21 protein-coding genes are annotated in these 22,565 nt (G+C 63.4%); 3 read left to right on the forward strand and 18 right to left on the reverse strand.

Translation table 11 applies throughout. The annotated features are described in order from the left end of the window. Positions 1 to 17 precede the first annotated feature (17 nt). The 7 genes from AC1Q80_RS19935 to AC1Q80_RS19965 all read right to left on the reverse strand — a co-directional run bounded on the left by AC1Q80_RS19935 (position 18) and on the right by AC1Q80_RS19965 (position 6,941). A complete protein-coding gene (locus AC1Q80_RS19935; protein ID WP_492361560.1) occupies positions 18 to 1,124 on the reverse strand; it encodes an ABC transporter ATP-binding protein in 1,107 nt (368 codons plus the stop codon). A gap of 84 nt (positions 1,125 to 1,208) precedes the next feature. After that, entirely contained in the window at positions 1,209 to 2,441 is a 1,233-nt protein-coding gene (locus tag AC1Q80_RS19940; protein WP_492361561.1) for an ABC transporter substrate-binding protein, read from the reverse strand. A 78-nt stretch (positions 2,442 to 2,519) separates the two neighbouring features. Further along, the gene (locus AC1Q80_RS19945) at positions 2,520 to 3,293 is read right to left on the reverse strand and encodes an SDR family NAD(P)-dependent oxidoreductase (RefSeq protein ID WP_492361562.1); all 774 of its coding nucleotides are present in this window, start codon (positions 3,291 to 3,293) and stop codon (positions 2,520 to 2,522) included. A gap of 14 nt (positions 3,294 to 3,307) precedes the next feature. Further along, positions 3,308 to 4,057: an SDR family NAD(P)-dependent oxidoreductase gene (locus AC1Q80_RS19950; protein ID WP_173421228.1), complete on the reverse strand. Its 750-nt coding sequence runs from the start codon at positions 4,055 to 4,057 to the stop codon at positions 3,308 to 3,310. Further along, positions 4,057 to 4,902 carry an ABC transporter permease gene (locus AC1Q80_RS19955; RefSeq protein ID WP_112806212.1) on the reverse strand — a complete coding sequence of 282 codons (846 nt, stop codon included), beginning with the start codon at positions 4,900 to 4,902 and terminating at the stop codon, positions 4,057 to 4,059. Before AC1Q80_RS19955 ends, AC1Q80_RS19950 begins: the two co-directional genes overlap by 1 nt. A 2-nt stretch (positions 4,903 to 4,904) precedes the next feature. Next, positions 4,905 to 5,795 (reverse strand): ABC transporter permease, encoded by an 891-nt coding sequence (locus AC1Q80_RS19960; RefSeq protein ID WP_412728345.1) that lies wholly within the window; start codon positions 5,793 to 5,795, stop codon positions 4,905 to 4,907. A gap of 69 nt (positions 5,796 to 5,864) precedes the next feature. Next, a complete protein-coding gene (locus AC1Q80_RS19965; protein ID WP_173421230.1) occupies positions 5,865 to 6,941 on the reverse strand; it encodes an ABC transporter ATP-binding protein in 1,077 nt (358 codons plus the stop codon). A 574-nt stretch (positions 6,942 to 7,515) separates the two neighbouring features. Here AC1Q80_RS19965 and AC1Q80_RS19970 point away from each other — a divergent pair. Continuing rightward, the gene (locus AC1Q80_RS19970) at positions 7,516 to 8,526 is read left to right on the forward strand and encodes a GntR family transcriptional regulator (protein ID WP_492361563.1); all 1,011 of its coding nucleotides are present in this window, start codon (positions 7,516 to 7,518) and stop codon (positions 8,524 to 8,526) included. A gap of 101 nt (positions 8,527 to 8,627) precedes the next feature. On the opposite strand, the gene AC1Q80_RS19975 is transcribed toward AC1Q80_RS19970, so the two are convergent. From AC1Q80_RS19975 to AC1Q80_RS19995, 5 genes are read right to left on the reverse strand one after another with little or no spacing between them, the layout of a single operon-like run. Beyond that, a complete protein-coding gene (locus tag AC1Q80_RS19975; protein WP_492361564.1) occupies positions 8,628 to 9,599 on the reverse strand; it encodes a 5-oxoprolinase subunit C family protein in 972 nt (323 codons plus the stop codon). Further along, a complete protein-coding gene (locus AC1Q80_RS19980; protein WP_492361565.1) occupies positions 9,589 to 10,464 on the reverse strand; it encodes a 5-oxoprolinase subunit B family protein in 876 nt (291 codons plus the stop codon). Before AC1Q80_RS19980 ends, AC1Q80_RS19975 begins: the two co-directional genes overlap by 11 nt. After that, positions 10,464 to 11,849 carry an acetyl-CoA carboxylase biotin carboxylase subunit gene (locus tag AC1Q80_RS19985; protein WP_492361566.1) on the reverse strand — a complete coding sequence of 462 codons (1,386 nt, stop codon included), beginning with the start codon at positions 11,847 to 11,849 and terminating at the stop codon, positions 10,464 to 10,466. Before AC1Q80_RS19985 ends, AC1Q80_RS19980 begins: the two co-directional genes overlap by 1 nt. After that, positions 11,846 to 12,088, reverse strand: a complete 243-nt coding sequence (locus AC1Q80_RS19990) for an acetyl-CoA carboxylase (protein ID WP_173421235.1) — start codon at positions 12,086 to 12,088, stop codon at positions 11,846 to 11,848. The genes AC1Q80_RS19985 and AC1Q80_RS19990 overlap by 4 nt, the downstream gene beginning before the upstream one ends. Before the next feature lie 16 nt (positions 12,089 to 12,104). Continuing rightward, a complete protein-coding gene (locus tag AC1Q80_RS19995; protein ID WP_492361567.1) occupies positions 12,105 to 12,881 on the reverse strand; it encodes a 5-oxoprolinase subunit PxpA in 777 nt (258 codons plus the stop codon). Between the two features lie 287 nt (positions 12,882 to 13,168). Here AC1Q80_RS19995 and AC1Q80_RS20000 point away from each other — a divergent pair, with 287 nt between their 5' ends. Then, a complete protein-coding gene (locus AC1Q80_RS20000) occupies positions 13,169 to 14,095 on the forward strand; it encodes a LysR family transcriptional regulator (RefSeq protein WP_209788782.1) in 927 nt (308 codons plus the stop codon). A gap of 18 nt (positions 14,096 to 14,113) precedes the next feature. On the opposite strand, the gene proC is transcribed toward AC1Q80_RS20000, so the two are convergent. Genes proC through AC1Q80_RS20030 form a run of 6 tightly spaced genes read right to left on the reverse strand, consistent with a single transcriptional unit; the run spans position 14,114 to position 21,291 of the window. After that, on the reverse strand, positions 14,114 to 14,932 hold the full coding sequence (gene proC / locus AC1Q80_RS20005) for a pyrroline-5-carboxylate reductase (RefSeq protein ID WP_492361568.1): 819 nt from the start codon (positions 14,930 to 14,932) through the stop codon (positions 14,114 to 14,116). 46 nt (positions 14,933 to 14,978) lie between these two features. After that, complete coding sequence (locus AC1Q80_RS20010) at positions 14,979 to 16,511, reverse strand: AMP-binding protein (protein WP_492361569.1); 1,533 nt, start codon at positions 16,509 to 16,511, stop codon at positions 14,979 to 14,981. A gap of 21 nt (positions 16,512 to 16,532) precedes the next feature. After that, positions 16,533 to 18,299, reverse strand: a complete 1,767-nt coding sequence (locus AC1Q80_RS20015) for an ABC transporter permease subunit (protein ID WP_492361570.1) — start codon at positions 18,297 to 18,299, stop codon at positions 16,533 to 16,535. Then, entirely contained in the window at positions 18,296 to 19,375 is a 1,080-nt protein-coding gene (locus tag AC1Q80_RS20020) for an ABC transporter ATP-binding protein (protein WP_492361571.1), read from the reverse strand. The genes AC1Q80_RS20015 and AC1Q80_RS20020 overlap by 4 nt, the downstream gene beginning before the upstream one ends. An 11-nt stretch (positions 19,376 to 19,386) precedes the next feature. Beyond that, entirely contained in the window at positions 19,387 to 20,463 is a 1,077-nt protein-coding gene (locus tag AC1Q80_RS20025) for a polyamine ABC transporter substrate-binding protein (protein WP_173421242.1), read from the reverse strand. A gap of 57 nt (positions 20,464 to 20,520) precedes the next feature. Next, complete coding sequence (locus AC1Q80_RS20030) at positions 20,521 to 21,291, reverse strand: enoyl-CoA hydratase/isomerase family protein (RefSeq protein WP_173421243.1); 771 nt, start codon at positions 21,289 to 21,291, stop codon at positions 20,521 to 20,523. Between the two features lie 149 nt (positions 21,292 to 21,440). Between AC1Q80_RS20030 and AC1Q80_RS20035 the strand changes: the two genes are divergently transcribed. After that, positions 21,441 to 22,265 carry an IclR family transcriptional regulator gene (locus tag AC1Q80_RS20035; protein ID WP_492361572.1) on the forward strand — a complete coding sequence of 275 codons (825 nt, stop codon included), beginning with the start codon at positions 21,441 to 21,443 and terminating at the stop codon, positions 22,263 to 22,265. Positions 22,266 to 22,565 lie beyond the last annotated feature (300 nt).

Below are 22,565 nucleotides of genomic sequence, written 5' to 3' on the forward strand. Positions count from 1 at the left end.
GTCAAGCTGGCTGGACGTCAGGCTGGAATGACCGTGGCTTCGCCCGGCTGCCAGCTCAAAAGAATGTCGGCGCCGACAGGGAAGGCATCGGGCTGGTACTTGTCGACATGGGCTTCGAGCGAGACGGTGCGCCCGTCCCCAAGTGTTGCCGTCAGATGGGATACGTGGCCGACCACGTCGAAACGGCTGACACTGGCGCCGACGACGTTGCCGCCGACCGTGTGCGCAATCTGGTCACGCGAAACCAGAGCGGCGGGGTGCACCTCGATCGCTTCGGCCGGGATGACGACGTTGACCCTCGATTTCCTGGCGAGCGTGCCGTTCGGTCGACCGGAAAGCTGACCGAGCGGCGTCGAAACCAGCGTCCGGTCATCCGATGCGCCGTCGACCTCGCCCTGGAAGATCGTGTTGTTGCCGATGAACTGGGCGACGAACGCCGTGTTCGGCCGGGTGTAAAGCTGGTGCGGCGGGCTGATCTGCTCGACCTTGCCCTGGTTCATCACCACGATGCGGTCGGAGAGCGCGAGCGCCTCGGACTGGGCATGAGTGACGAAGACGAAGGTGACGCCGAGCGTCTTCTGCAGCAGTTTCAACTCGTTCTGGATCGCCTTGCGCAGGTTGGCGTCGAGCGCGCCGAGCGGTTCGTCGAGCAGCAGGATATCCGGCTCGACGACGAGCCCGCGTGCGAGCGCGATGCGCTGGCGTTGGCCGCCCGACAACCGGTCGGGCTTTTTCTCGGCGATATCCTCGAGCCCGAGCGTCGCCAGGATACGGTCGACCTTGGCGTCACGCTCGGCCTTTGCCATGCCCTTGACGTCGAGCCCGTAGCCGACGTTGCGGCGCACGGTCATGTGCGGAAAGAGCGCGTAGCTCTGGAAGATCATCGACGTCGGCCGGTGTTCCGGCCGGATGTCGTTCATGCGCTTGCCCTTGATCAGCATCTCGCCCGACGAGATCGTCTCGAAGCCGGCGATCATGCGCAGCGTCGTCGTCTTGCCGCAGCCGGACGGGCCGAGAAACGCGATGAACTCGCCCTTGGAAACCGACAGGTTGAAATCGATCACGGCGGGCGTGCCGTTGTCGTAGACCTTGCCGACAGTGTTGAGTTCGAGGTCGAAGATCATCGTGGCTCTCCGGAGCTTGCTGAAATCACGGGTATCGGATGCGTCTCGGGCGACCGGGAGGCTTGCGCCTCCCGGCCTGCCTCATCAGGCGTTGAGGAACTCGTCCCACTTCTGGATCAGGTGGTCGTATTCATCCGGCCACTGGTGCCAGTAGGCGACGTTCTTGGCGCGCTCCTCCAGCGAGCCGCCGTCGCGCAGGTCGCCTTCCTTGATGCCGCGTTCCTCGGCGCCGACCCAGGGCTTGCCCTCGTACCAGAAGGCATATTTCTCCGGCGCCATGACGTTCTTGATGTTGGTCGACGGCGAATAGTAGCCCTGCTCGGAGACGGTGATGCCCGGCTCGCCCGAGAGCCAGTAGTCGGCATAGGCGATAACCGCCTCCTTGTTGGCGGTACCGGCAATCATCGCCGGGCCGATCGCCCAGCCGCGATAACCTTCCTTCGGCACGGCGTAGCGGCAGGGCTTGCCCTGCGCCTTGACGGCCATGACCGCCGGCTGCCAGGCGTCGCAAACCACCATTTCGCCCGATGCCATCAGGTTGACGAGTTCGCCGAAATCGCCCCAGAGCGCGCGGAACTGGCCTTCCTTCTTCTTGGAGATCAGGAACTTTGCAGCTTCGTCGATTTCGGCCGCCGTCGCATTGCCGGGGTTCTTGACGTCGGAAAGGCCGAGCGAGTTCATCGCCATCATCGCCTGGCCGATCGCGATCAGCGGGTCGGTGTTGATACCGGACTTGCCCTTCCACTTCGGATCGAAGATCGCCGTCCAGCTGTTGGCCTCTTCGGCCGAAAGCACGTCGGGATTGTAACCGATGGAATCGTAGTTATAGACGGCCGGCACCATGTTCAGCGCGGTCTGGCTTTCGTCGGTCCAGATCTGGCCGATGATCTGGGCCGACCGATCCCACTTGTCGCTGGCGGTGGTGAAGGTGTCGCGGATATTGGCCCAGTTCTTCAGCGCCGAGGCCGGGATCGGCTCGACATTGTTGGTCATGACGATAGACGGCAGGCGCTCGGCGATGATTTCCCAGCAATCATAGTCTTTGGAGCCGGAGAGGATCTTCGTCTGGGCGTCCGGGAAGGTTGCCGCCGTGCCTGAGGTGCCGCCGACGCCGGCAGCCGCCTTGAACTGCTCGAGAATGCGCTCCTGAACGGTGACCGAAAGGCCGATGGTGCGCAACTGCTGGCCTGCCAGGTCGGCTGCCTGCGCGAAGGCTGCGCGCGACGACAGGAACGGCGTGCCGCCGCCCATCGCCAGCGCCATCATGCCCGCGGATCGTTTGAGGAGGGAGCGGCGATTGAGTTCCAGATTTGGCATTGTCTCTTCTCCAGTTGTTGTTGTTCCCCGGAGCCCGCTTGATGCGGGCCCCTTGTTCTTTCGCCGCTCAGCGCGGCTTCAGTAACGCCCCACCAGGAGGCCCCCATCGACGACCAGCACCTGGCCGGTGATGTATCTGGCAGCATCGGATGCGAGGAACGCGATGACGTCGGCGATATCCTCCGGCGTTCCGAGCCGCTTCATCGGGATGAAGGCGGCGGCCGCCTCCGCACCGTCAGGCCCCAGCGAATTTTCCTTCGACAAAAGCTGCGCCGTGCGGATGTAGCCGGGCGCCACGCCATTGACGCGAACCCCGTCGCCGGCAAGCTCGACCGCGAGCCCCCGCACCAGCCCGACGACACCGGACTTGGCGGCGGAATAGTGCACGTGCTCGTCCCAGCCATAGGCAACGCCCATGATCGAGGAGAGCGCGACGATGCTGCCCGCGCCGCGCCGGCGCATGCCGGGTGCGACGGCGCGCACGAGACGGAAAATGCCCTTCAAGTCGATGTCGAAGGTCAGGTCCCACTTGTCGTCGGTCAGCGCCGAAAGCGGGGTGCGATGGGCAATGCCGGCATTGGCGACGACGACGTCGATGCGGCCGTGGCGCTTTTCGAGGTCGGCGACCAGCGCGTCGGTCGCCGATGTCGAGCGCACGTCATAATAGGCAAATTCGGCGGAGCCGCCGGCCTCGCGGATCGCGTCGACCGTGGCGGAGCCTTCGCGCTCGAGAATGTCGGTGACGACGACGTGGTCGCCCTTGGCGGCAAAGGCCATCGCAGCCGCCCGGCCGATGCCGATGCCGGCACCGGTGACGATGACAATGCAGGAGGTCTTCTGAGGATTTGGCATGTTCATCTTTCCTGTCAAAGCATCACGTCGCCGGAATTGGGCCCGAGCGTCTGGCCGACGAACAGGCTTGCCGAGGGCGACGCCAGAAACGAAACGGTCGCGGCGATTTCGTCCGGCTCGCCGAAACGCCCGAGCGGCAGCTGCGCCTTCTTGGCGTCCCGCCAATCCTGCGAAAGCCCCATGACAAGTGGCGTATTGATGGGGCCGGGCGCGACTGCATTCACCCGCACGCCGCGGCTCGACACCTCGCGTGCCAGCGCCTTGGTCATGCCGATGATCGCGGCCTTGGCAGACGAGTAGTGCACGAGCTCGACGCCGCCGATCTGGCCGAGCTGCGAGGCCATGTTGACGATCACGCCCTCGCCGCGGGCAAGCATTCCCGGCAGCACCGCCTTGGTCATCAGGAAGGTGCCGCGCACATGCACCGCAAACATCCGATCGAAATCGGCGACCTCGAGATTTTCGAACAGCGCCTGATGGGCGATGCCGGCATTGTTGACGAGCAGCGCCACGGGGCCATGGCGTTGGGCCGCCTTCTCGGCGGTCGCCGTGACGTCGGCTTCGCTGGACACGTCGCCCGATATTGCCGTTGCCACACCGCCGGCTGCCACAATCTCGCCGGCGACCGCCGCCGAGCTTTCAGGCGAGAGATCGTTGACAACGACGGCATAACCATCAGTCGCCAGCCGCAGTGCGATGGCCCGGCCGATGCCGGAACCGGCACCGGTGACGATCGCTGAGCCGCGTGCGGAAGAGCCGGCCATCACGCCTCCTCCTGGATCGCGACCCGCTTGGCGCGGCGCACCGACAGCATCATCAGCGCTGCATAGGTGCCGAGCAGAGCGAAGGAAAACAGCGTCGTCAGCACGCCGAAGGCAAAGACGTTCGGATGCACTTCGACCGAGAAGGTGCCGTAGATCGCCAGCGGCAATGTCAGGTCGCGGCCCGAGGCAAAGAGCGTGCGGGAAAACTCGTCATAGGAGAGCGTGAAGGCGAAGAGCATGGCGGAAAGCACGCCGGGGAAGATCAGCGGGAACGTCACCTTGCGGAAGGTGCGTGCCGGCGTGACGCCGAGCGACCAGGACGCTTCCTCCATGCTCGGATCGAAGCGGTTGAAGATCGCCAGCATCACCAGGAAGGCGAAGGGGAAGGTGTAGACCACGTGGAGAACAAAGGCGGTGCTCCACCAGTGACGGTCGATGCCGAGCGTGTTTGCGACGAGCGCCATGCCGAGACCTACCAGAACGCCCGGCACCATCATGCCGAGAACGATGAGGTAGAAGACCACGCCCGAGCCGCGGAACTTGCGGCGGAACGCCTGCGCCGCCGTGACGCCCAGCACCGTCGAGACGATCATGGTCATCACCGCGAGACCCAATGAGCGGACCAGCGCCTGCTCGATCGGCAGCGGCGCGATGCGCGACGGCGGCGTCAGGCCGAAGAGATGCTTGTACCAGTAGGTCGACCATTCGATGATCGGGAACTGCGGCCCGCCTTCCGGTCCCGTCTGGAAGGACAGGATGGCAAGCACGACGAGCGGGCCATAGAGGAACACGAGGAAGAGCGCGGTATAGGCGCCAAGGCCGGTTTTGATGCCGCTGGCATTCATGATCAGAGCTCCTTCCTGAGATCGACGACCCTGAGCAGGGCGGCCACGACCGCGCCCATCAGGATGGTGAGCACGACGCCGGCGACCGCCGCGAAGGCCCATTTCAGCGAACCGACCTGGGTGACGATGATGTTCCCGAGCAGGTTGACCTTGCGGCCCGAAAGCGCCGCTGAGGTCGCGAACTCACCGAGAACCATGACCGAGACGAAGATCGCCCCGACGACCACGCCCGGCATCGACAGCGGCAGGATGATCGTCCGGAAGATCCGCCAGAAGCCGGCGCCGAGATCCTGAGCGGCCTCGATGATCGAGGTGTCGATGCGGCCGAGCATGAAGGCGATCGGCCCGACCATGAAGACGCAGTAGATCTGCGTCATGCCGATGATCACCGACAGTTCGGAGAACAACAGCACCTCGATCGGCGCATCGGTGATGCCGAGGTTCATCAGGATCATGTTGATCGCACCCTCCTTGCCGAGCATAGGCCGCCAGGCGAGAACGCGGATCAGGAACGACGTCCAGAAGGGGATGACGCACAGGACCAGAAGCACCGTCTGCAGCGCCTTGTTCTTGACGAACAGCCCGACGAAGAGGGCGGCGGGATAGCCGACCAGCACGGTGGCGACGAGCACGATCAGCCAGATGCGCACCGTGGTCCAGAGCGCACCGAGATAGGTGTCGCTGGTGAAGAAGGTGACCCAGCTTTTCAGCGTCAGCGTCGGCTCAATGGTAAAGGTCGTCTGCGTCCAGAAGGACACATAGACCATCATCAGCATCGGCAGGACGAGGAAGAGGCTCATCCAGATGACGCCGGGTGCCAGCAGCCAAAGTGCTTTTCCCGGTGATTTCTTCTCGACGACGGGTTCGGTTTCCGTCTGCTCCGCAACGGCCATCATGCTCATCTCTCATTCTCCGGGCGGGAACGGTGCGGCGCCGTGGCGCCGGGTTTTGCGAAAACGATCTCACGCATAGACAAGGGCGTCCTCCCGCTTCCAGACGAGCGCGTAGCGGCCCTGTTCGGCATAGGTTTCGGGCGCTGCGTGGCTGAGGTGGCTTTCGACTTCGAAAACCCGGCCGTCATCGAGCGCGAAGAAGGAATTGACCGCGGCGCCGGAGTATTCGCTGGCGACGAAATTGGCCTCGATGCGGATCTCGTCCTCGGCAATGGCGGCTTCGCGTGGCCGGACCGAAACCCGGTCGTAGCGGATCGCGTAGGCCGGTGATGCCGCCCGCGTCGGCGCAGCTGACCCGAGCCCAAACCGGCCGACGCCACCAACGAAGGCACCGCCTTCGATCCGTCCCTGAAAGAGGTTGTAGCAGTTGAGAAAGCGGGCAACGGCCGGAGACGCGGGCCTGTTGTAGACCGTGTCGGAATCGGCCGACTGGGCGATGCGGCCGCTTTCGAGCACAAGGACGGTATCGCCCATGGCCAGGGCCTCGGCCTCGCTGCCGGTGACATGCAGGAAGGTGACGCCGCAACGCTCGCGGATCGCCCTCAACTCCGCCCGCATCCGGGCGCGCAGATTGGCATCGAGCGCGCCGAGCGGCTCGTCGAGAAGCACCATGCGCGGCTCGGTGACCAGCGTGCGCGCGAGCGCGACGCGCTGTCGCTGGCCGCCGGATATCTGCGTGACCGCCCTGCCCTCAAGACCAGAAAGGCCGACGAGGCTGATGATGTCGCGTACCCTGGCGTCGACGACACGCCGGTCGGTGACCGGATCGACATCCCTGTTTTCCAGGCCGAAGGCGATGTTCTGCGCGACGGACAGATGCGGGAAGAGCGCGAAGTTCTGGAAGACGAAACCGATGCCGCGTTGGTGCGGCGCCACGGTGTCGATGCGCTTGCCGTCAAACAGGATCGCGCCGCCATCCGGATGCTCGAAACCGGCAATGACCCTGAGCAGCGTCGTCTTGCCGGATCCGCTCGGCCCGAGAAGCGAGATATAGGCATCGCCGGGCAAGGCGAGATCGATGCCGCTGAGCGCGCGCATGTCGCCGTAGGTTTTGGTGATGTTCTTGAGCTGAAGGACCGTCGACATTGGTTTCCTGCCAGTTTGCCGCCGTAACGCCCACCCCCAAAGCTTCGCCGTCGCCGGAGCCGATTCGGCATCCGAACGGACATGCGATTGCGTTCGCGCATGGTCACATGCGCGTCGGGGATGAAGGTCCTTTGCGGTTCAAAAGATAAGTTCCACCTGCACGCTTCTTCTGAGCGCTTGCATGTCACGAACAATGACATGAATGATTTTTGTATGCAATAGACTTTTATTCGTCTTTTATCTCGAAGTGAAATGCGCCATCATCCCGACACGCAATCGCAGACGCCGACCTCGGCCGGAAAATGTGCCAGACAATCAGATATACCGTGCAATCTGCAGTTCCTAACCGCTCCAGCGCACCATATAGACGCAACTGACAGGGCAGCAACGGCACTCACATTCGCCTGAACAGCGGTCACGCGTCATGTGTTCATTGCCAGACATGATAGGCAATCGCACATTTAATTTGCCATATAGTATGCAAAATGCATTTATTTTCAGCTGTCACATCCCCAGGCAAGTGGCGTAAAGAAAGAGGACGAAATTGCCAGCCAAACGGAAGACGCCCGATCGCATGAGCGAGCCACGCCTCGGCCAGAATACCCAGCGCCGCTACGAAATTGCCGAGGACGTTCTGCGCAGCAATATCGCCGACGGCATCTTGCCGACCGGCCTCGTTCTGCTCGAGGGGCCGATTGCGGAGATCCTGCAGATCTCGCGCGCGCCGGTTCAGCGCGCACTCTTGCAATTGGAAAGCGATGGGCTCGTTCACCGTTTCAAGGGGCGCGGTTATCTCGTTGGGCCGCCGGGCCGGGCGATCGAGCCCAACCGCACCGACATCAAGTCGCTCGGTCTCACCATCCCGCAACACGCCGACGAGGCGCTGCAGAGCCGCTCGTCCTGGGAGCGCATCTACACGGAAATCGAGAACGATGTCGCCGGTTGCGTCATCTTCGGCCAGTACCGCATCATCGAAAACGAACTGGCCAATCACTTCAGCGTTAGCCGCACCGTCGTGCGCGACGTGCTGACGCGGCTGCGCGAGCGCGGGCTGGTGCGCAAGAACCAAAGCTCGCACTGGATCGCCGGCCCGCTGACGGCCCAGACCGTCAAGGACCATTTCATGCTGCGCCGTCTGCTCGAACCGCAGGCGCTTGCCCTTGGCGCCAGCCATATCGACAGGGATCGGCTTGCCGTCCTGTTTAGCCGGCTTAGCGAACTCGACCGTTCGCAACCGACCGACGCCTGGCAGAACCTCGAGGACATCCGCACGCAGTTTACCGAGTGCTGCGTGCTGGCCATGCCGAACGAGCGCCTGCGCGAACTGATCCGCAACAACCTTCTGCCGGTCACCGCGACGGAACGGCTGCTGCGGCAGCTCGGTCTTCCGGGAGACCCGGCGGTGATTGCGGAGATCCGGCTGATCGTCGAACTGATGACGCGCGGCGCGACTGCAGCTGCCGCGGCGATGCTGGAGAACCACATAGACGCCTCGATGAACCGGACGATCGCGCAGATGAAGATCGTCGCGATCATTCCAGGCCCAAGCGTCACCGCCGCCTATCTGACGCGCGTCGTCGAATAGGCGAACGCGTTCGGTAGCGTTGCCGGCGTATCCGGGCGCGGCTACCGATTGTCCCTTCCGATGCCCGCGCTCCATCTTCCCCTCCGCTTCCTGTGGCCTCGTCAGCGCAGCGACGTGCGCAGGGCTTCCAGCCGGTCGTTTTCCTCTGCCCGCGCCGCCAATGCCTCATCCATCGTCACCTCGACAAAGCGGGTTGGCGTATGCGGCTGCATCTGCCCGATCAGGTCCATGTCGGCGGAGATCACCGTTCCGAGCATGAAGTAACCGCCGCCCGACACCGCATCGCGATGCAGGATGATCGGCTCGGTTCCGCCGGGCACCTGTATGGAGCCGTAGGGGTAGCAGCTGTCGACGATGTTGGACGGGTCGGAGCCGGCGCCGAACGGCTGCTCGCGGTCGACAAAGGAAAGCTTGGTGCCACCGCGGAAGCGGTAGCCCATGCGGTCGGCCTCCGGCGCCACCTTCCATTCGTCGGCAAAGAAGCTCCGCTTGGCCTCGTCGGAAAGGCGATCCCAGTAGAGACCGGGCAGGACGCGAAGCGCCACGGGGGCTGCGGGCAGGCGGCGCAACGGCTCAGCCACCGAGCGACCTTCACCCGACCCATTGGCTGCACCAACCGGCAGTTCGTCGCCCGCCGCAAGCGGCCGGCCCTTGTAGCCACCGAGCGCACCGATCGGGTAGGTCGATCGGCTGCCAAGCGCCAGCGGAACGTCGATGCCGCCGGCAACGGCGATGTAAATGCGGGCGCCGGATTTGAGGAAATCGAAGGTCAGCGTCTGCCCGGCGCGAACGGCAAAGGCCGTCCATCCCGGTTGCTCGACGCCGTCGACCTTGACCGGCATGTCGGCACCGGTCACGGCAACGGTAGCGTCTTCGGTAAATTCGAGCTTGGGGCCGAGGAACACCGCCTCAAGACCCGCCGCTCCCTCGTCGTTTCCGACCAGCAGATTGGAGGCGCGCATCGCGTAGCGATCCATCGCGCCCCCGAGCGGAATGCCGAGGTGGAAGTAGCCCGGACGGCCAAGGTCCTGGACGGTGGTCGCAAGGCCGTGATGCAGCACCTTAATGGCCATTGATCTTGCCCTCCAGCCGGGTGTTGTAGCCAGTGATATCCTTCTGGAATTCGCGCAGGTCGAAGCTGACCTCGCGCACAGGCGGGCTGAAGCGCCCCTTGTCGACATCCTCGACCGCCTGGTCATAGGCGTCCCGGTCGATCGGCTTGAACTTGACGATATCGCCTGGGCGGAAGAACACCATGAAATCACGAAGATAGCTGGTGGTTTGCGTCGGGTCGAAGATCGGCATCGGCGTGATGCCGAACATCTGGTAGCCACCGGCACCGCGCACCGAATAGATGCAGCCGAAGCAGCCGCCATGACCAACGGTCAGCCTCGGCGTGTCGGTGCGGGGCCGCAGGTACTTCGGCACCTGGATCTGCCGTTGCCTTTCGACCATCTGGTACATGAACGGCAGGCCGGCAACAAAGCCGACCATCGACACGAACCAGGGCGAGCCGGAATGGGCAGCGACGAAATCGTCGACATCACCGTAGCCGTTGATCCTCGTCGCATAGTCGAGATCGGTTCCCGACGGCTCCTGATGGCGCTCGCGAAAACGCATCAGCGTCTCATGCGTCCAGGGGTCGTTGTAGAAAACGGGAATTTCGACGATGCGGGTGCGGATGACCGGCTCGGCCCGCTCGGCAGCCCCCTCGATGGCACGCACTTCCTTCAGCACATCATCCGGCTTGATCTGATCCGGGTCGAACTTGATCTGGAACGACGCATTCGCGGGGCAGATCTCGGTGATGCCCTTGATGCCGCTCTCCTTGACGCCGTTGGCCATCGAGAGGCTCTTGAAGAAGGCTTCCAACGACATCTCGTCGCTGCACTCGACGAACAGGTGCTCGTCGCCTCCGAACGTATATCGTGTCGGCATCACGCGACCTCCGCGGCACGGCCGCCATCGGCGGCAAATTCAGTTTCAAGCCATGTCTCGAGAAAGCGGGTATGAAAGGCGCCCTTGGCGATCTGCGGATCGGCAGCCAGTGCGCGATGCAACGGGATCGTCGTCGGCACGCCTTCGATCTTCAGTTCTGCCAGCGCCTGCGAAAGCCGCGCCAGGCAGGCGCTGCGGTCCTCGCCCCAGACGATCAATTTGCCGAGCAGGGAATCGTAGAATGGCGGGATGACGTAGCCCTCGTAGAGCATGGTATCGAAACGAATACCCTCGCCCTCGGGCACATCGAGCCTCTCGATCTTGCCCGGCGCCGGCATGAAACCGCGTCTCGGATCCTCGGCATTGATCCGGCACTCGATGGCGTGGCCCTTGACGGCGATATCGGCCTGGCGGACCGACAGTGGCGCGCCGGCGGCAATGCGGAACATCTCCTCGACCAGATCGATGCCGGTGATCATCTCGGTGACCGGATGCTCCACCTGGATGCGGGTGTTGACCTCGATGAAGTAAAATTCGCGGGTCTCGTCGTCATAGAGATACTCGACCGTGCCTGCCCCGCGGTAGCCGACGGAGCGCGCCAGCGCGACGGCACTGTCGCAGAGCTTCTTGCGCACATCGGACGGAAGCAGGAAGGACGGCGCCTCTTCCCAGACCTTCTGCCGGCGGCGCTGCAGCGAGCATTCGCGCTCATAGCAATGCACGACATCCGTACCGTCGCCGAGGATCTGCACCTCGACGTGGCGGGCGCGGGTGATGACCTTTTCCAGATAGAGGCCGCCATCTCCAAAGGATGCCAGCGCTTCGGCGGACGCCTGCGGAAACTGCGTTTCCAGTTCGGCCGGATCGTTGACGATACGGATACCGCGGCCACCGCCGCCGGCTGCCGCCTTGATCATCACGGGAAAGCCGGTGCGCTCCGTTACGGCACGCGCTTCCGTCAGGCTGGAGATCCGGCCATCGCTGCCCGGAACCGTCGGCACGCCGGCCTTCTCGGCAACAGCGCGTGCAGCGACCTTGTCGCCCAGCAGGCGGATGGCATCACCTGAAGGTCCAATGAAGATGAGGCCGGCGGCAACCACGGCATCGGCGAAATCACCGTTCTCCGACAGGAAGCCATAGCCTGGATGAACCGCATCGACATCGGCGCGTTTGGCCGCCGCAATCACCGCTTCTATGTTGAGATAGGATTTCTTCGGCGCAGGTGGCCCGATCTCGATCGCCTCGTCGGCGAGTTTGACGGCCAGCATGTCGGCGTCGGCGGCACTATAGACCTGAACCGTGCGGATACCGAGCGCCTTGGCGGCGCGGATGATGCGGACGGCGATTTCGCCGCGATTGGCAACGAGAACCGAGCGCAGTTTCATTGTTCGACCTCGGCGATCACCTGGCCGGCCATGACAGGCTCTTCATTGTCGACGAGGAAACGGATGCTGCCGCCGGCCACGCCGGCCTGGATTTCCTGAAAGGTCTTCATGACTTCGATCAGGCCAATGGCGTCGCTGGAGGAAACGGCATCGCCATCCGTCTTGAACGGCGGAACATCCGGAGCAGGCGAGCGATAGAAGGTTCCTGGAAGGGGCGATCGGATTTCGTGCTTGCTCATGGTTGCCTCCGCTATGTTATCTGGTTTTGACCTGAGAGACGGGAGCGATGCGAATGCCTTCGGCACTCAGCCCCTCCCGCATGAGGCGCACGATATCGAGCGCGCCCAGCGTATCGGAATGAAAACAGATGGATTCGAACGGGACCTCGACATCGGCGCCGGTGACGGTGCGCACCCGCCCTTCCCGGCAAGCGCGAACGACCTTGCGGGCGATTGCCGCGGCATCCGGCCGGCCGGCATCGCGGGTAAAGACGATCGAGCCGCTGTCGTCATAATCGCGGTCGGCATAGAACTCGCGAATGACGGGCTGGCCGACATCCTGTGCCGCTAGCTCCGTCGCCGATCCCGCCATGCAGAAGACGAAGGCGTTCGGCGCGACGGTGCGCATATATTGCATGAAGATCTGCGAGAGTTCGCGGTTGACCGCCATCTCCATATAGAGCGCGCCATGCGGCTTCACATGCTGCAGCGGTGCGCCATGACGGCGCGCGAATTCGCGGATCGCGCCGACCTGATAGACGATGTCGTTGACGAGTTCGCGTGGCGTGCCGGCAATCTTGCGGCGGCCAAACCCCTGCAGATCGCGATAGCCGGGATGGGCGCCGATGCCGACGCCATGTTCGGCCGCAAGCCGAACCGCCTCATCCATCAGGTTGGGATCGCCGGCATGGAAACCGGCCGCGATGTTGGCGGAGCTGATCAGCGGCATCAGCGTCGCATCGTCCGTATCGCCGATGCGCCAGCGACCGAACGCTTCTCCCATGTCGCAATTGATGTCGACGACGTCGAGCAATGCCTCATCCCTCTGTTGCAGGTCGCTCTCCTGGAGATTGCTCTCCCGGCAACCCTGACCTCTCGGGAAACGCTAGGGTGAAACGAAGCATTTGAAAAATTCTATTTTCATATGCCGATTATCTGAATTTCAGAATTCGCAGTTGCAAAAAGCGCCTGCAAAAATTAGCGTCTTTAGAGAGGTTTAGACGAAGATGCCTGAAGGACGATCAACCGATTGCGCAAAAGTGCGGCAGACTTTCTGATTTTTTCAGCCGCATTATAAAATAATCAGATGGGAAATGCGGGATGTCGATCAGCCTTCGTCAGCTTCGTTACTTCGTCGCAACCGCCGAACTTGGCCAGATATCGCAGGCGGCGATCGATCTTTCGATCTCCCAATCCGCAGTCACCACGGCCATCAAGGAGCTGGAGCGCATCGTCGGCGCCAATCTGTTCTTGCGCACGCCGAGCGGCATGGACCTGACGATGGCAGGGCGGGAGTTCCTCTCGCACGCCTACGAGATCCTCAAGAAGGTGGATGAGGCGACGCATCTCAACGTCGTCAGCAGCGCCGTCGAGGGCACGCTGGCAATCGCCGCCACCTATACCGTCATCGGCTACTTCCTGCCGCAGCATATCGAGCGGCTGCGGCGCCTGTTTCCAAAACTCGAACTGCAGCTGTTCGAACTCAAGCGGGAATCGATCGAGGAAGGCCTGCTGACAAACCGTTACGACATGGCCGTGCTCCTGACGTCCAACATCCTCAACCCGGCGCTGACGACCGAAAAGCTGATGAGTTCGACGCGCCGGCTCTGGGTGCCGGCCCAGCATCCGCTGCTTCAACGCGACAGCGTGGGTTTTCGCGAGATCGCCGAGGAACCCTACATCATGCTGACGGTCGACGAGGCAGCGCACTCGTCGCTGAAATACTGGAGCGCCTCGACCTACCAGCCGCGCGTCAATCTCCGGACCTCGTCGGTCGAGGCGGTCCGTTCGCTGGTCGCCAATGGCCAGGGCGTGACCATTTTGTCCGACATGGTTCATCGCCCCTGGTCGCTCGAAGGCCGGCGCATCGAGACGATCACCGTGCGCGATCCGGTGCCTGCCATGGACGTCGGCCTTGCCTGGCGGCGCGGGGCGGAATTCACGCCGCCGATGCAGGCGCTGCGGTCCTATTTCCAGCAGACCTTTCATATTCCCGGTGTGCGCGACGCGTCGTTCACGACGCCCTGACACATCTCCGGCCGGCGATCAGGCGACCGCAAGCTCCAGCGCCCGGCGATGTGCAGCGGCGACCGCCCGCGTCATCAGTTCGGCCAGACATGGCTCGGCCGTCAGAACCTGGAGCGCTGCAGCCGTAGTGCCGTTCGGGCTGGTCACCTGTTGACGCAACTCTGCGGGCGAAAAGCCGCTGGTGCCGGCAAGAGCAGCAGCACCCTCGACCGTCTGCTTTGCCAAGGCGAGCGCAGTCTCCGCCGATAGACCAACGGCAACGCCCGCCTCTGTCAGACACTCGATGAAATGGAAGAGGTAGGCCGGCCCCGACCCCGAAATCGCCGTCGCCGCATCGACGAGTTTTTCCTCCGCCAGCCAATGAACGGCGCCGACGGCCGCGAGCAGGTTTGTCACATAGGCCATTTGGCCGTCGTCGGTATGGACGTTGGCAAAGGCGGCGATCACCCCCAGCCCGATCGAAGCCGGCATATTGGGCATGGCGCGGATGATCGCTGTTTCGCCAAGCGTCGCCTCGAAGGTCGATATCGGCACGCCGGCGGCAATGCTGACGAAAGCAGCCTTTCCGCCGAACCGCCGGTAAGCGCCGAGCATCGAACGAACGACCTGCGGCTTGACGGCAATGATGACAGCGCGGGGCCGCAACGCCTGTGGTAGCTCGCCCGCATCGGCATGGACGGTGGCACCCACAGCCGCCGCGCGGCTGCGAAGTGCCTGCGCAGGCTCGATCACGTGAATTCGACCGGCGGGAATACCCGCACGCCCGACCCAGCCTTCGAGCAGCGCAAACCCCATGTTGCCGCATCCGACCAGCACGATCTCGTCAGATTGATCCATCCCGTCGCCTCCCTTCGTTCACCGTCTTCGTCCAAAAACCTCGACCCTACTGCCGCGCCAGCCGATCCCAACAGTTGTCGAGACCAGCAGGCAACCGGTGCTTCATGATGCGCTGGCTTGGCGTGCGCTCGAACTCCTCGACGACGGCGATGTAGCGCGGGTTCTGGTAGGGTGCGAGACGATGGGCGAGCCATCCCGACAGGTCGATCGGATCGATGGCGCTGCCCGGCTTCGGCTTGACGAAAAGCTTGATATCCTGCTCGCCGACATCGGCGGCAACGCCGATCATGGCGCAGTCTTCGACTGCCGGATAGGCGGCGGCGACATGCTCCACTTCCCAGGCAGAAACGTTCTCGCCCTTGCAACGGACGCTATCGGTGAGCCGGCCATGGAACCAGAGATTGCCATCGGCATCGAAGGAGCCGGAATCGCCGGTATGAAGCGCGCCGTTGCGAAGAGCCTTTTCGGTTGCTTCCGGATTGCGCAGATAACCCTTGAACAGCGCGCCCGGAAGCGAGGTCCGCACGACGATCTCTCCTTTGTCGCCCGTCGGCACCGGCGCGCCCTTGTCGTCGAGGATATCGACCGAAAACCAGGGCATCGGCTGGCCGACGGCGCCGACAACACCGGTGGCGTTGCAGGTGGTGATGCTCGAGGCCTCCGTCATGCCGTAGCACTCGCGCATCTCGACGCCGAAGCGCTCCTTGAACAGCGGCCAGACCTCCTTCGGGCAGCCGCCCCCCCAGGCGATCCGCACCGGATGCTCGCGGTCGCGTACGCTTTCCGGCTGCTTCAAAAGGATCTGCAGGATGCCACCGAGATAGTGGATGTGGGTGGCGCCATAGCTGCGCACCTGGTCCCAGAAACGGCTGGCACTGAACTTGTCGACCATGGCAAGCGACAGGTCCTCGATGATCGGCAGCACGATCAGCTGCGCACCGCCGATATGATAGAGCGGCTCCCAGACGAAGAAGACATCGCCGGGGCCGGCGACCGACAGCGTGCGCACCGCCTCGCCGGCAAGCCGGATCATGCCGTGGGTCACCAGCACGCCCTTCGGCCGGCCGGTGGTGCCTGAGGTATACATGATCGCAAACAGATCGTCGGCGGCAGGCGGCGCCTCCTCGAAGGCGGCACCCGACGACAGGATCGTCTCGAGCGACGCCGCACCCGCCTGTTCGCCCGCGAGAATGAGCCCGGCCGCAGGCAGAGCGGCACCACTTTCGGCGATCGTTTCGGCAAGCTCGGCGTCACAGATGACGACGCCCGGTTCGCAATGTTCGAGGATATAACGCAGGCCCTCGCCGCGCAGCTGCGCGTTGACCGGCACCCAGACGACGCCGGCCTTGGCAAGGCCGAACAGGACGGCCAGCGACAGGCGCGAATTGCGCATCATGACAGCGGCGCGGTCGCCGGATTTCAGGCCACGCCGTCGCAACTCGGCGGCAAGGGCTGCCGACATGGCATCGAGGGTGGCAAAAGTGATCGGCTCGCCGTTGAAACGGGCGAACACCTGTTCCGGTTTGCGGGCAGCCTTGGTCGTGAAGCTTCCGAGGAAGCCTTCGAGAGAAACGGTCATGGGAGGATCTCGGATGGTGTGTCAGGTGGAGCGGCGGAGTTTTTCCGCCGCCAGGAGAAGTGTCGTCACGACGATGAAGACGACGACGGAAACGGCCGCGAGCGTCGGGTTGAGCTGGAGGATCATGTCGTCCCACATCTGTTTCGGCAGTGTCGTCTTGACGCCGCCGCTGACGAAGATCGCCACGGTCAGCTCGTCGAACGAAGTAATGAAGGCAAACAGGAACGCTGCCGTCAGACCGCTCTTGATCAGCGGCACGGTGACGAAGCGCAGGGCCTGAACCCGGTTTGCCCCGAGCGTGGCCGCCGCCTGGTCGAGCCGCCAGTCATAGCTCTTCAGCACCGCCGCGATGGCAACGAAGGCAAAGGGCAACGCCAGCACCGTGTGGCCGATCACCAGGCCGAGGTCGGTCGCGACCAGTCCCATCTGGGCGAAGAGGTAGAACAGCCCGACGGCGATGACGATGCGTGGCACGATCATCGGTGCCAGGAAGAAGGCGAAGATGATGCCCCGCCAGCGCGAGCGCGAACGGGCAAGCGCGAGCGCGGCAAAGCCGCCGATCACCGTTGCAACGATGGCGGTCGCGAAGGCAACGCCGAAGGAGCGAATGGTGGCCGCAACCCAGAGGTCCGAGGTGAAGTAGGTCCGGAACCATTCGAGACCAAATCCCGGCGGCGGGAACTCGAGGAACTGTGAGCTGGTAAAAGCGATCGGCAGGACGACGAGCGTCGGCAGCATCAGGAAGGCGAACATCATGAGGCTGTAGATGCCGAGCATTCGGCTCGAAACCGCAGCCCCCAGCAGGCGGTGGCTGCCGGCCGCGATGGCGCTGCTGACGGTTGCGACGCGATCGAGGATCGCCAAACCAATGCCACGCAGGAAACCGGTCTTGCCGGCCTTGTCGTCGGACGGTTCACCCGAGAGGCTGGAGAGACCGAAGACCCGGTCGTAGAGCCAGCAGGTCACCAATGCTGCGACCAGCATCATGGCGGCGAGCGCGCCCGCAAAGGCCCAGTTCAGGATCTCCTGGACCTGCACGATGATCAGCTGCGCCAGCATCGTCTGCTGGCGGCCGCCCAGCAGAGCCGGAACGATGAAGAAGCCGAGCGAGGAGATGAAGGTGAGCAGGCCGGCAGCCGCAGCACCCGGAAGCGAGAGCGGGAAATAAACGAGCCAGAAGCCCTTAGCCGGCGTCGCGCCCAGCGTTCCCGATGCCTGTGTCAGCCGGCGATCGATGCCGGTCATCACAGGCAACATCGTGAGGATGGCAAGCGGGACCATGGCATGGACCATGCCGATCATCACGCCGATTTCATTGTGCAGCAGTTCGAGCGGCTGGCTGAGCAGACCCGATCCAAGACCGATCTGGTTGATGACGCCGGTGCGCCCAAGCACGATGACCCAGGCGAAGCTCTTGACGAGATAACTTGTCCAGAACGGCACCATGACGAGAAGGATCATCGTCCCGCGCGTTCGGTCCGGCAGGCGCGACAGCCAGTAGGCCAAGGGATAGCCGAGCAACAAAGAGAAGAGCGTCGTCAGCCCGGCGATGCGGAACGTGATCAGGAGGACGCGGAAGTAAACGTCGGTCTCGAAGATCCTTGCATAGTGGCTGGCGGTCATCGCCCCGGTGTCGGCGTCTTCGAGGCTGAGGCCCATGAGCCTTGCAACGGGGACGAGGAAGAAGATCAGCAGGAAGGCGATACCCGGCACCGCCAGCCAAAGCGGGCCGAAGCGGAAGCGGCTGGAACGCGCGGCGCGCGCTGGGGTCATGGCGGCGGCGGTCATGGCGTCACCAGCACGGCCGCTTCCGGCGCCCAGCTGAGCATGATGGTTTCGCCGATGCTTGGTAACGGCTTGCCGGGAAGAACACGAACCGTCACCAGTTCACTGGCCGAAATGTCGACGAGCAGGCGGGTTTCCGAGCCGGCATAGACGACTTCGGCCACGCGGCCGCTGATTTCGTTTGCCCCGGTCGAGCCGAGTTCGAGATGCTCCGGCCGCACCACCAGCGCCATCTCGGCATTGTTGGAAAGGCCGGTACCATCGATCCGGAAGCGGCCACTTTCGGTCGAAAGATGGGCGGCACCACCGGAGCCGATCTCGACGCGGCCGCGGAAGATGTTGGAGATGCCGATGAAATCGGCAGCAAAGGCCGTGCGCGGCCGGGCATAGATTTCCTGCGGCGGGCCGATCTGCTCGACCATGGCGTGGTTCATCAGGCAGATGCGGTCCGACAGCGCCAGCGCCTCTTCCTGGTCATGCGTCACATAGATGATCGTTGCGCCGGTCTGCCGGTGCAGCCGCTTGATTTCGAACTGCATGTGTTCGCGCAGCTTCTTGTCCAGCGCGCCCAGCGGCTCGTCCATCAGGATGATCGACGGCTGGTAGACGAAGCAGCGCGCAAGCGCCACGCGCTGCTGCTGTCCGCCCGAAAGCTCGCGCGGGAACCGCCCGGCCAGATGGCCGAGCTGAACCATGTCCAGAGCGCCCTTGACCTGTTTGTCGATCTCGGCCGTGCTCTTGCCGCGCATCTTCAGGGGAAAGCCGATATTCTCGGCCACCGTCAGATGCGGAAACAGGGCGTAGTGCTGGAAGACCAGGCCGATGTCGCGCTTGTGCACCGGCGTGTCCGTCTCGTTGCTGCCGTCGATGAACAGGCGGCCCTCCGTCGGCAGGACCAGCCCGCTGATCATCTGCAGCAAAGTGGTCTTGCCGGAGCCCGAAGGCCCGAGAAGCGTCAGGAACTCGCCGGTCTGGACTGCGACGTGCGTGGGTTTCAGAGCGACGGTGGCACCGTAGCTCTTAGCCAGTCCGTCGACGAGAAGTTTGGGGCGAGTGGCTTGTTCGGGCTTCGCGAGCATCTAATTTCCCCTTAACCCAGGATCCAGGCGTTGAAGCGCTCGGTCATTTCGGAGCGGTTGGCGCTCCACCAGTCTTCGCGCGCGATGGTCATGACCTTGAGATTGGCCTCGGAGGTCGGAAGCGCCGCGGCGCGTTCCGCCGGGATATGCTCGTAGGCCTTGAGGTTGGTCGGTCCGTAGGCGAGGAACTCGGTAAAGAGCGCCTGCTGCTTCGGATCGGCACAGAACCGGACGAACTGCCGGGCTATATCCGCGCGCGGCGAGCCCTTGGGAATGCCCCATCCCTCAATCGAGTAAAGCCCCTGGTTCCAGCCGATCTTGACCGGCGCACCGCCGTCGATGACCGCCTGGGCGCGAGCGTTCCAGAGCGCGATCAGGTCGACTTCGCCGCTCTGGATCAGCTGGCTCGACTGTGCACCACCGGTCCACCAGACATCGACATGCGGCTTGATCTTCTCAAGGCTTGCATAAGCGCGTTCGATGTCGAGGGGGTAGAGTTCGGCAAGCGGCACGCCGTCGGCAAGCAGCGCCTGCTCCAGGGTATCGATCGGGTTCTTGCGCAGGGCGCGACGACCCGGGAATTTCTCGACGTTCCAGAAATCGGCCCAGGAGCTCGGACCATTGGCGGCGTCGAAGCGATCGGTGCGGTAGGCCATGATGGTGGAATAGACGTCGACGCCGAGCCACAGTTCGGTGAGCGCGTCGGGCATCAGCCCGGGCACGTCGGCAGCCGGCAGGTTGATCGGTTCGAGCAGATCGCGCTTTTCCAGAATGTCGCGGGCAGACAGCGTCAGCGTGCAGACGTCCCAGCTGTAGGATTGCGTCTCGACCATCGCGCGGAACTGCGCGGTCGGTTCGGCATCGCGGGCGACATTGATGACCTTGATGCCGGTCGCCTTTTCGAAGGGATCGTAGAAGGCCTTGCGGTATCCCGGGCTATAAGGACCGCCGGGATCGGCAACGGTCAGTGCTTCGGCGGCGAAGGCGTGCCGCGTGAAGATGGCTGGCGCGGCCAGGGCAACGCCCAGGCCTCCGCCGATTTTCAGCAGGTTGCGACGATCAATCAGAATGCGTTTGTCGTTGGTCATTGTTCTACCCTCTTATCTTGGATTGCGCGCCGCCTCCCATAAGCGGCCTGGCCTTTGTCAGGCCTTGCTTGCCGCACGCCGTGCGAGAAACTGTTCCATCATCCGCGCCGGTTCGCCGGAAGCGTAGGCTTCGCGCTGGATACGGGCGCCGGCTTCGAGGCAGTCGCGGAAACCAGCCTCTGTCATCTCCCTGAAGCGCTGTTTGTCAAGCCGCATGGCGACCGGCGGCTTGGCGGCGAGTTCATGCGCCAGCGACAGCGCTTCGTCCATGACACGTTCCTGCGGCACGATGCGGTTGATGATGCCGATGGCCTGGCATTCATTCGCCTCCATAAGACGCCCGCTGAGGGTCAGGTCGATGGTGCGGGACAAGCCGATCATCTCGCGCATCATCCACGGGCCCGTGGTGCTGGCGATACCGGAATTGATTTCCGGCTGACCCATGCGAACGCCCGGATGGGCGATGCGGAAATCGCACAGAAGTGCCACCTGGAATGCCGAGCCGGCGGCAACGCCATTGAGCGCTGCAATCAGCGGCTTCGACAGCGAGCGCATCGCATCATAGAGCCGCTCCCATTCACCCACCCATTCCTGACCGCGGGCGCCATCGAACGTGCGGGTCTCGTTCAGGTCCTGGCCGGCGCTGAAGGCGCGATCGCCGGCACCGGTGAGGATGATGGCGCGGACCGCCTCGTCTTCTTCGAAGGCCTTGAAGGCAGCAACCAGCTGCTGGCGCATCGGGCTGTGCCAGGCATTGAGGATTTCGGGGCGGTTCAGCGTGATGACGCCGACTTCGCCGCGCCGTTCAGTCAGGATGAAGCGGTCCATGATTTTCTCCGTTGCAATTAAACAACTATTGCAATGCGATAATTGTTATGTCATAGTGTGATTATGTTTATTTTAGCTGTCAAGCACCTTTTCCTGGGCTTGGCGATTCTGTTATCGATATGTGGGAAACGGTGAGGACCGGGGGATTGATGGCGCGCAAGGCGAACAAGGCTGCGACAGACGAAAACGAAACGTCGGGAGAAGACCGCGATCCCTTGCTGGTTCAGTCGGTCGAGAAGGCCTTCAGGGTCTTAAGAGCCTTTGATGGTCGCCGCCCGAACCTCAGCCTGTCGCAGATCGCCGAGGAAACCGGGCTCGACATGAGCGCCGCCCAACGCTTCACCCACACGCTCGCCAAGCTCGGCTATCTCGGCAAGAACCCGGATACCAAGCGCTTTGAGCTGACGGTGAAGGCGCTTGATTTCGGCTACCACTACACCCGCGCCAGCGGCTTCGTCGAACGCGGCATGCCCTATCTCCTGCACCTGAGCAAAGCGACAGAAGAAACCGTCAACCTCACGGTGCTTGACGATACCGACATCGTCTTCGTGTCGCGCTTCATGAGCCGGCACGTGCTCAACAACGACGTCATCACCGGCACGCGGCTGCCGGCCTATTGCACGGCGCCGGGCATCGCCATCCTCTCCGGCCTGCCAGAAACCGCAGCCCATGCAATTCTCGAAAAATCGGATCTCTACCCGTTTACGCCCCATACGACCTGGGACATCGACGCGCTGAAGGCAAAGCTGAAACAATCGGCGACCCAGGGCTACGCCACGGCCTTCGAGGAATACTTTCACGGCGACCTGTCGATCGCCGCCCCGGTGCTGGATGCCAACGGCACGCCCTACGGCGCGATCAACATCGCGGTATCACGCAGCCGCTACACGCCGGAAGAAACCGAAGAACGCTTCTCCCCGCTGGTGACCGCCGCCGCGCGGTCGATATCACTTGTCGGCGGCGCCCGTAGATAGGTGCTCAGCCTCGCGCCAACGGCTTAAGCGATGCTCTGCGCCTCACACCGGATGATTTGTTCCAACCCGCGGGCGCCCGGTCCGGCGCCGTCAGGATCGAGATAGACGAGATACATCGTCCCCAACGCTCCACTCCCTCCTTGACCGGCAAGGGCTTGAGCTGGCCTGCGGCCAGTTCCTCGCGGATCCAGTCCCCGGGATACCAGGCAAAGTGCATGCGGGCCGCCCGGATGGAGGTCGATTTGTGGCTGCCCCGACAACCGCTGCTCGGTCGCGATCCAGACGCTATGGCGCACCCGC

The sequence above is a fragment of the Ensifer sp. GW823-FHT05D09 genome, assembly GCF_058795755.1.

What these genes read in the sequence shown, in the direction of transcription:
- AC1Q80_RS19935 (WP_492361560.1), bottom strand. Translation starts at nt 1,124, where the DNA reads ATGATCTTCGACCTCGAACTCAACACTGTCGGCAAGGTCTACGACAAC.
- AC1Q80_RS19940 (WP_492361561.1), bottom strand. Translation starts at nt 2,441, where the DNA reads ATGCCAAATCTGGAACTCAATCGCCGCTCCCTCCTCAAACGATCCGCG.
- AC1Q80_RS19945 (WP_492361562.1), bottom strand. Translation starts at nt 3,293, where the DNA reads ATGCCAAATCCTCAGAAGACCTCCTGCATTGTCATCGTCACCGGTGCC.
- AC1Q80_RS19950 (WP_173421228.1), bottom strand. Translation starts at nt 4,057, where the DNA reads ATGGCCGGCTCTTCCGCACGCGGCTCAGCGATCGTCACCGGTGCCGGT.
- AC1Q80_RS19955 (WP_112806212.1), bottom strand. Translation starts at nt 4,902, where the DNA reads ATGAATGCCAGCGGCATCAAAACCGGCCTTGGCGCCTATACCGCGCTC.
- AC1Q80_RS19960 (WP_412728345.1), bottom strand. Translation starts at nt 5,795, where the DNA reads ATGGCCGTTGCGGAGCAGACGGAAACCGAACCCGTCGTCGAGAAGAAA.
- AC1Q80_RS19965 (WP_173421230.1), bottom strand. Translation starts at nt 6,941, where the DNA reads ATGTCGACGGTCCTTCAGCTCAAGAACATCACCAAAACCTACGGCGAC.
- AC1Q80_RS19970 (WP_492361563.1), top strand. Translation starts at nt 7,516, where the DNA reads ATGAGCGAGCCACGCCTCGGCCAGAATACCCAGCGCCGCTACGAAATT.
- AC1Q80_RS19975 (WP_492361564.1), bottom strand. Translation starts at nt 9,599, where the DNA reads ATGGCCATTAAGGTGCTGCATCACGGCCTTGCGACCACCGTCCAGGAC.
- AC1Q80_RS19980 (WP_492361565.1), bottom strand. Translation starts at nt 10,464, where the DNA reads ATGCCGACACGATATACGTTCGGAGGCGACGAGCACCTGTTCGTCGAG.
- AC1Q80_RS19985 (WP_492361566.1), bottom strand. Translation starts at nt 11,849, where the DNA reads ATGAAACTGCGCTCGGTTCTCGTTGCCAATCGCGGCGAAATCGCCGTC.
- AC1Q80_RS19990 (WP_173421235.1), bottom strand. Translation starts at nt 12,088, where the DNA reads ATGAGCAAGCACGAAATCCGATCGCCCCTTCCAGGAACCTTCTATCGC.
- AC1Q80_RS20000 (WP_209788782.1), top strand. Translation starts at nt 13,169, where the DNA reads ATGTCGATCAGCCTTCGTCAGCTTCGTTACTTCGTCGCAACCGCCGAA.
- proC (WP_492361568.1), bottom strand. Translation starts at nt 14,932, where the DNA reads ATGGATCAATCTGACGAGATCGTGCTGGTCGGATGCGGCAACATGGGG.
- AC1Q80_RS20010 (WP_492361569.1), bottom strand. Translation starts at nt 16,511, where the DNA reads ATGACCGTTTCTCTCGAAGGCTTCCTCGGAAGCTTCACGACCAAGGCT.
- AC1Q80_RS20015 (WP_492361570.1), bottom strand. Translation starts at nt 18,299, where the DNA reads ATGACCGCCGCCGCCATGACCCCAGCGCGCGCCGCGCGTTCCAGCCGC.
- AC1Q80_RS20020 (WP_492361571.1), bottom strand. Translation starts at nt 19,375, where the DNA reads ATGCTCGCGAAGCCCGAACAAGCCACTCGCCCCAAACTTCTCGTCGAC.
- AC1Q80_RS20025 (WP_173421242.1), bottom strand. Translation starts at nt 20,463, where the DNA reads ATGACCAACGACAAACGCATTCTGATTGATCGTCGCAACCTGCTGAAA.
- AC1Q80_RS20030 (WP_173421243.1), bottom strand. Translation starts at nt 21,291, where the DNA reads ATGGACCGCTTCATCCTGACTGAACGGCGCGGCGAAGTCGGCGTCATC.
- AC1Q80_RS20035 (WP_492361572.1), top strand. Translation starts at nt 21,441, where the DNA reads ATGGCGCGCAAGGCGAACAAGGCTGCGACAGACGAAAACGAAACGTCG.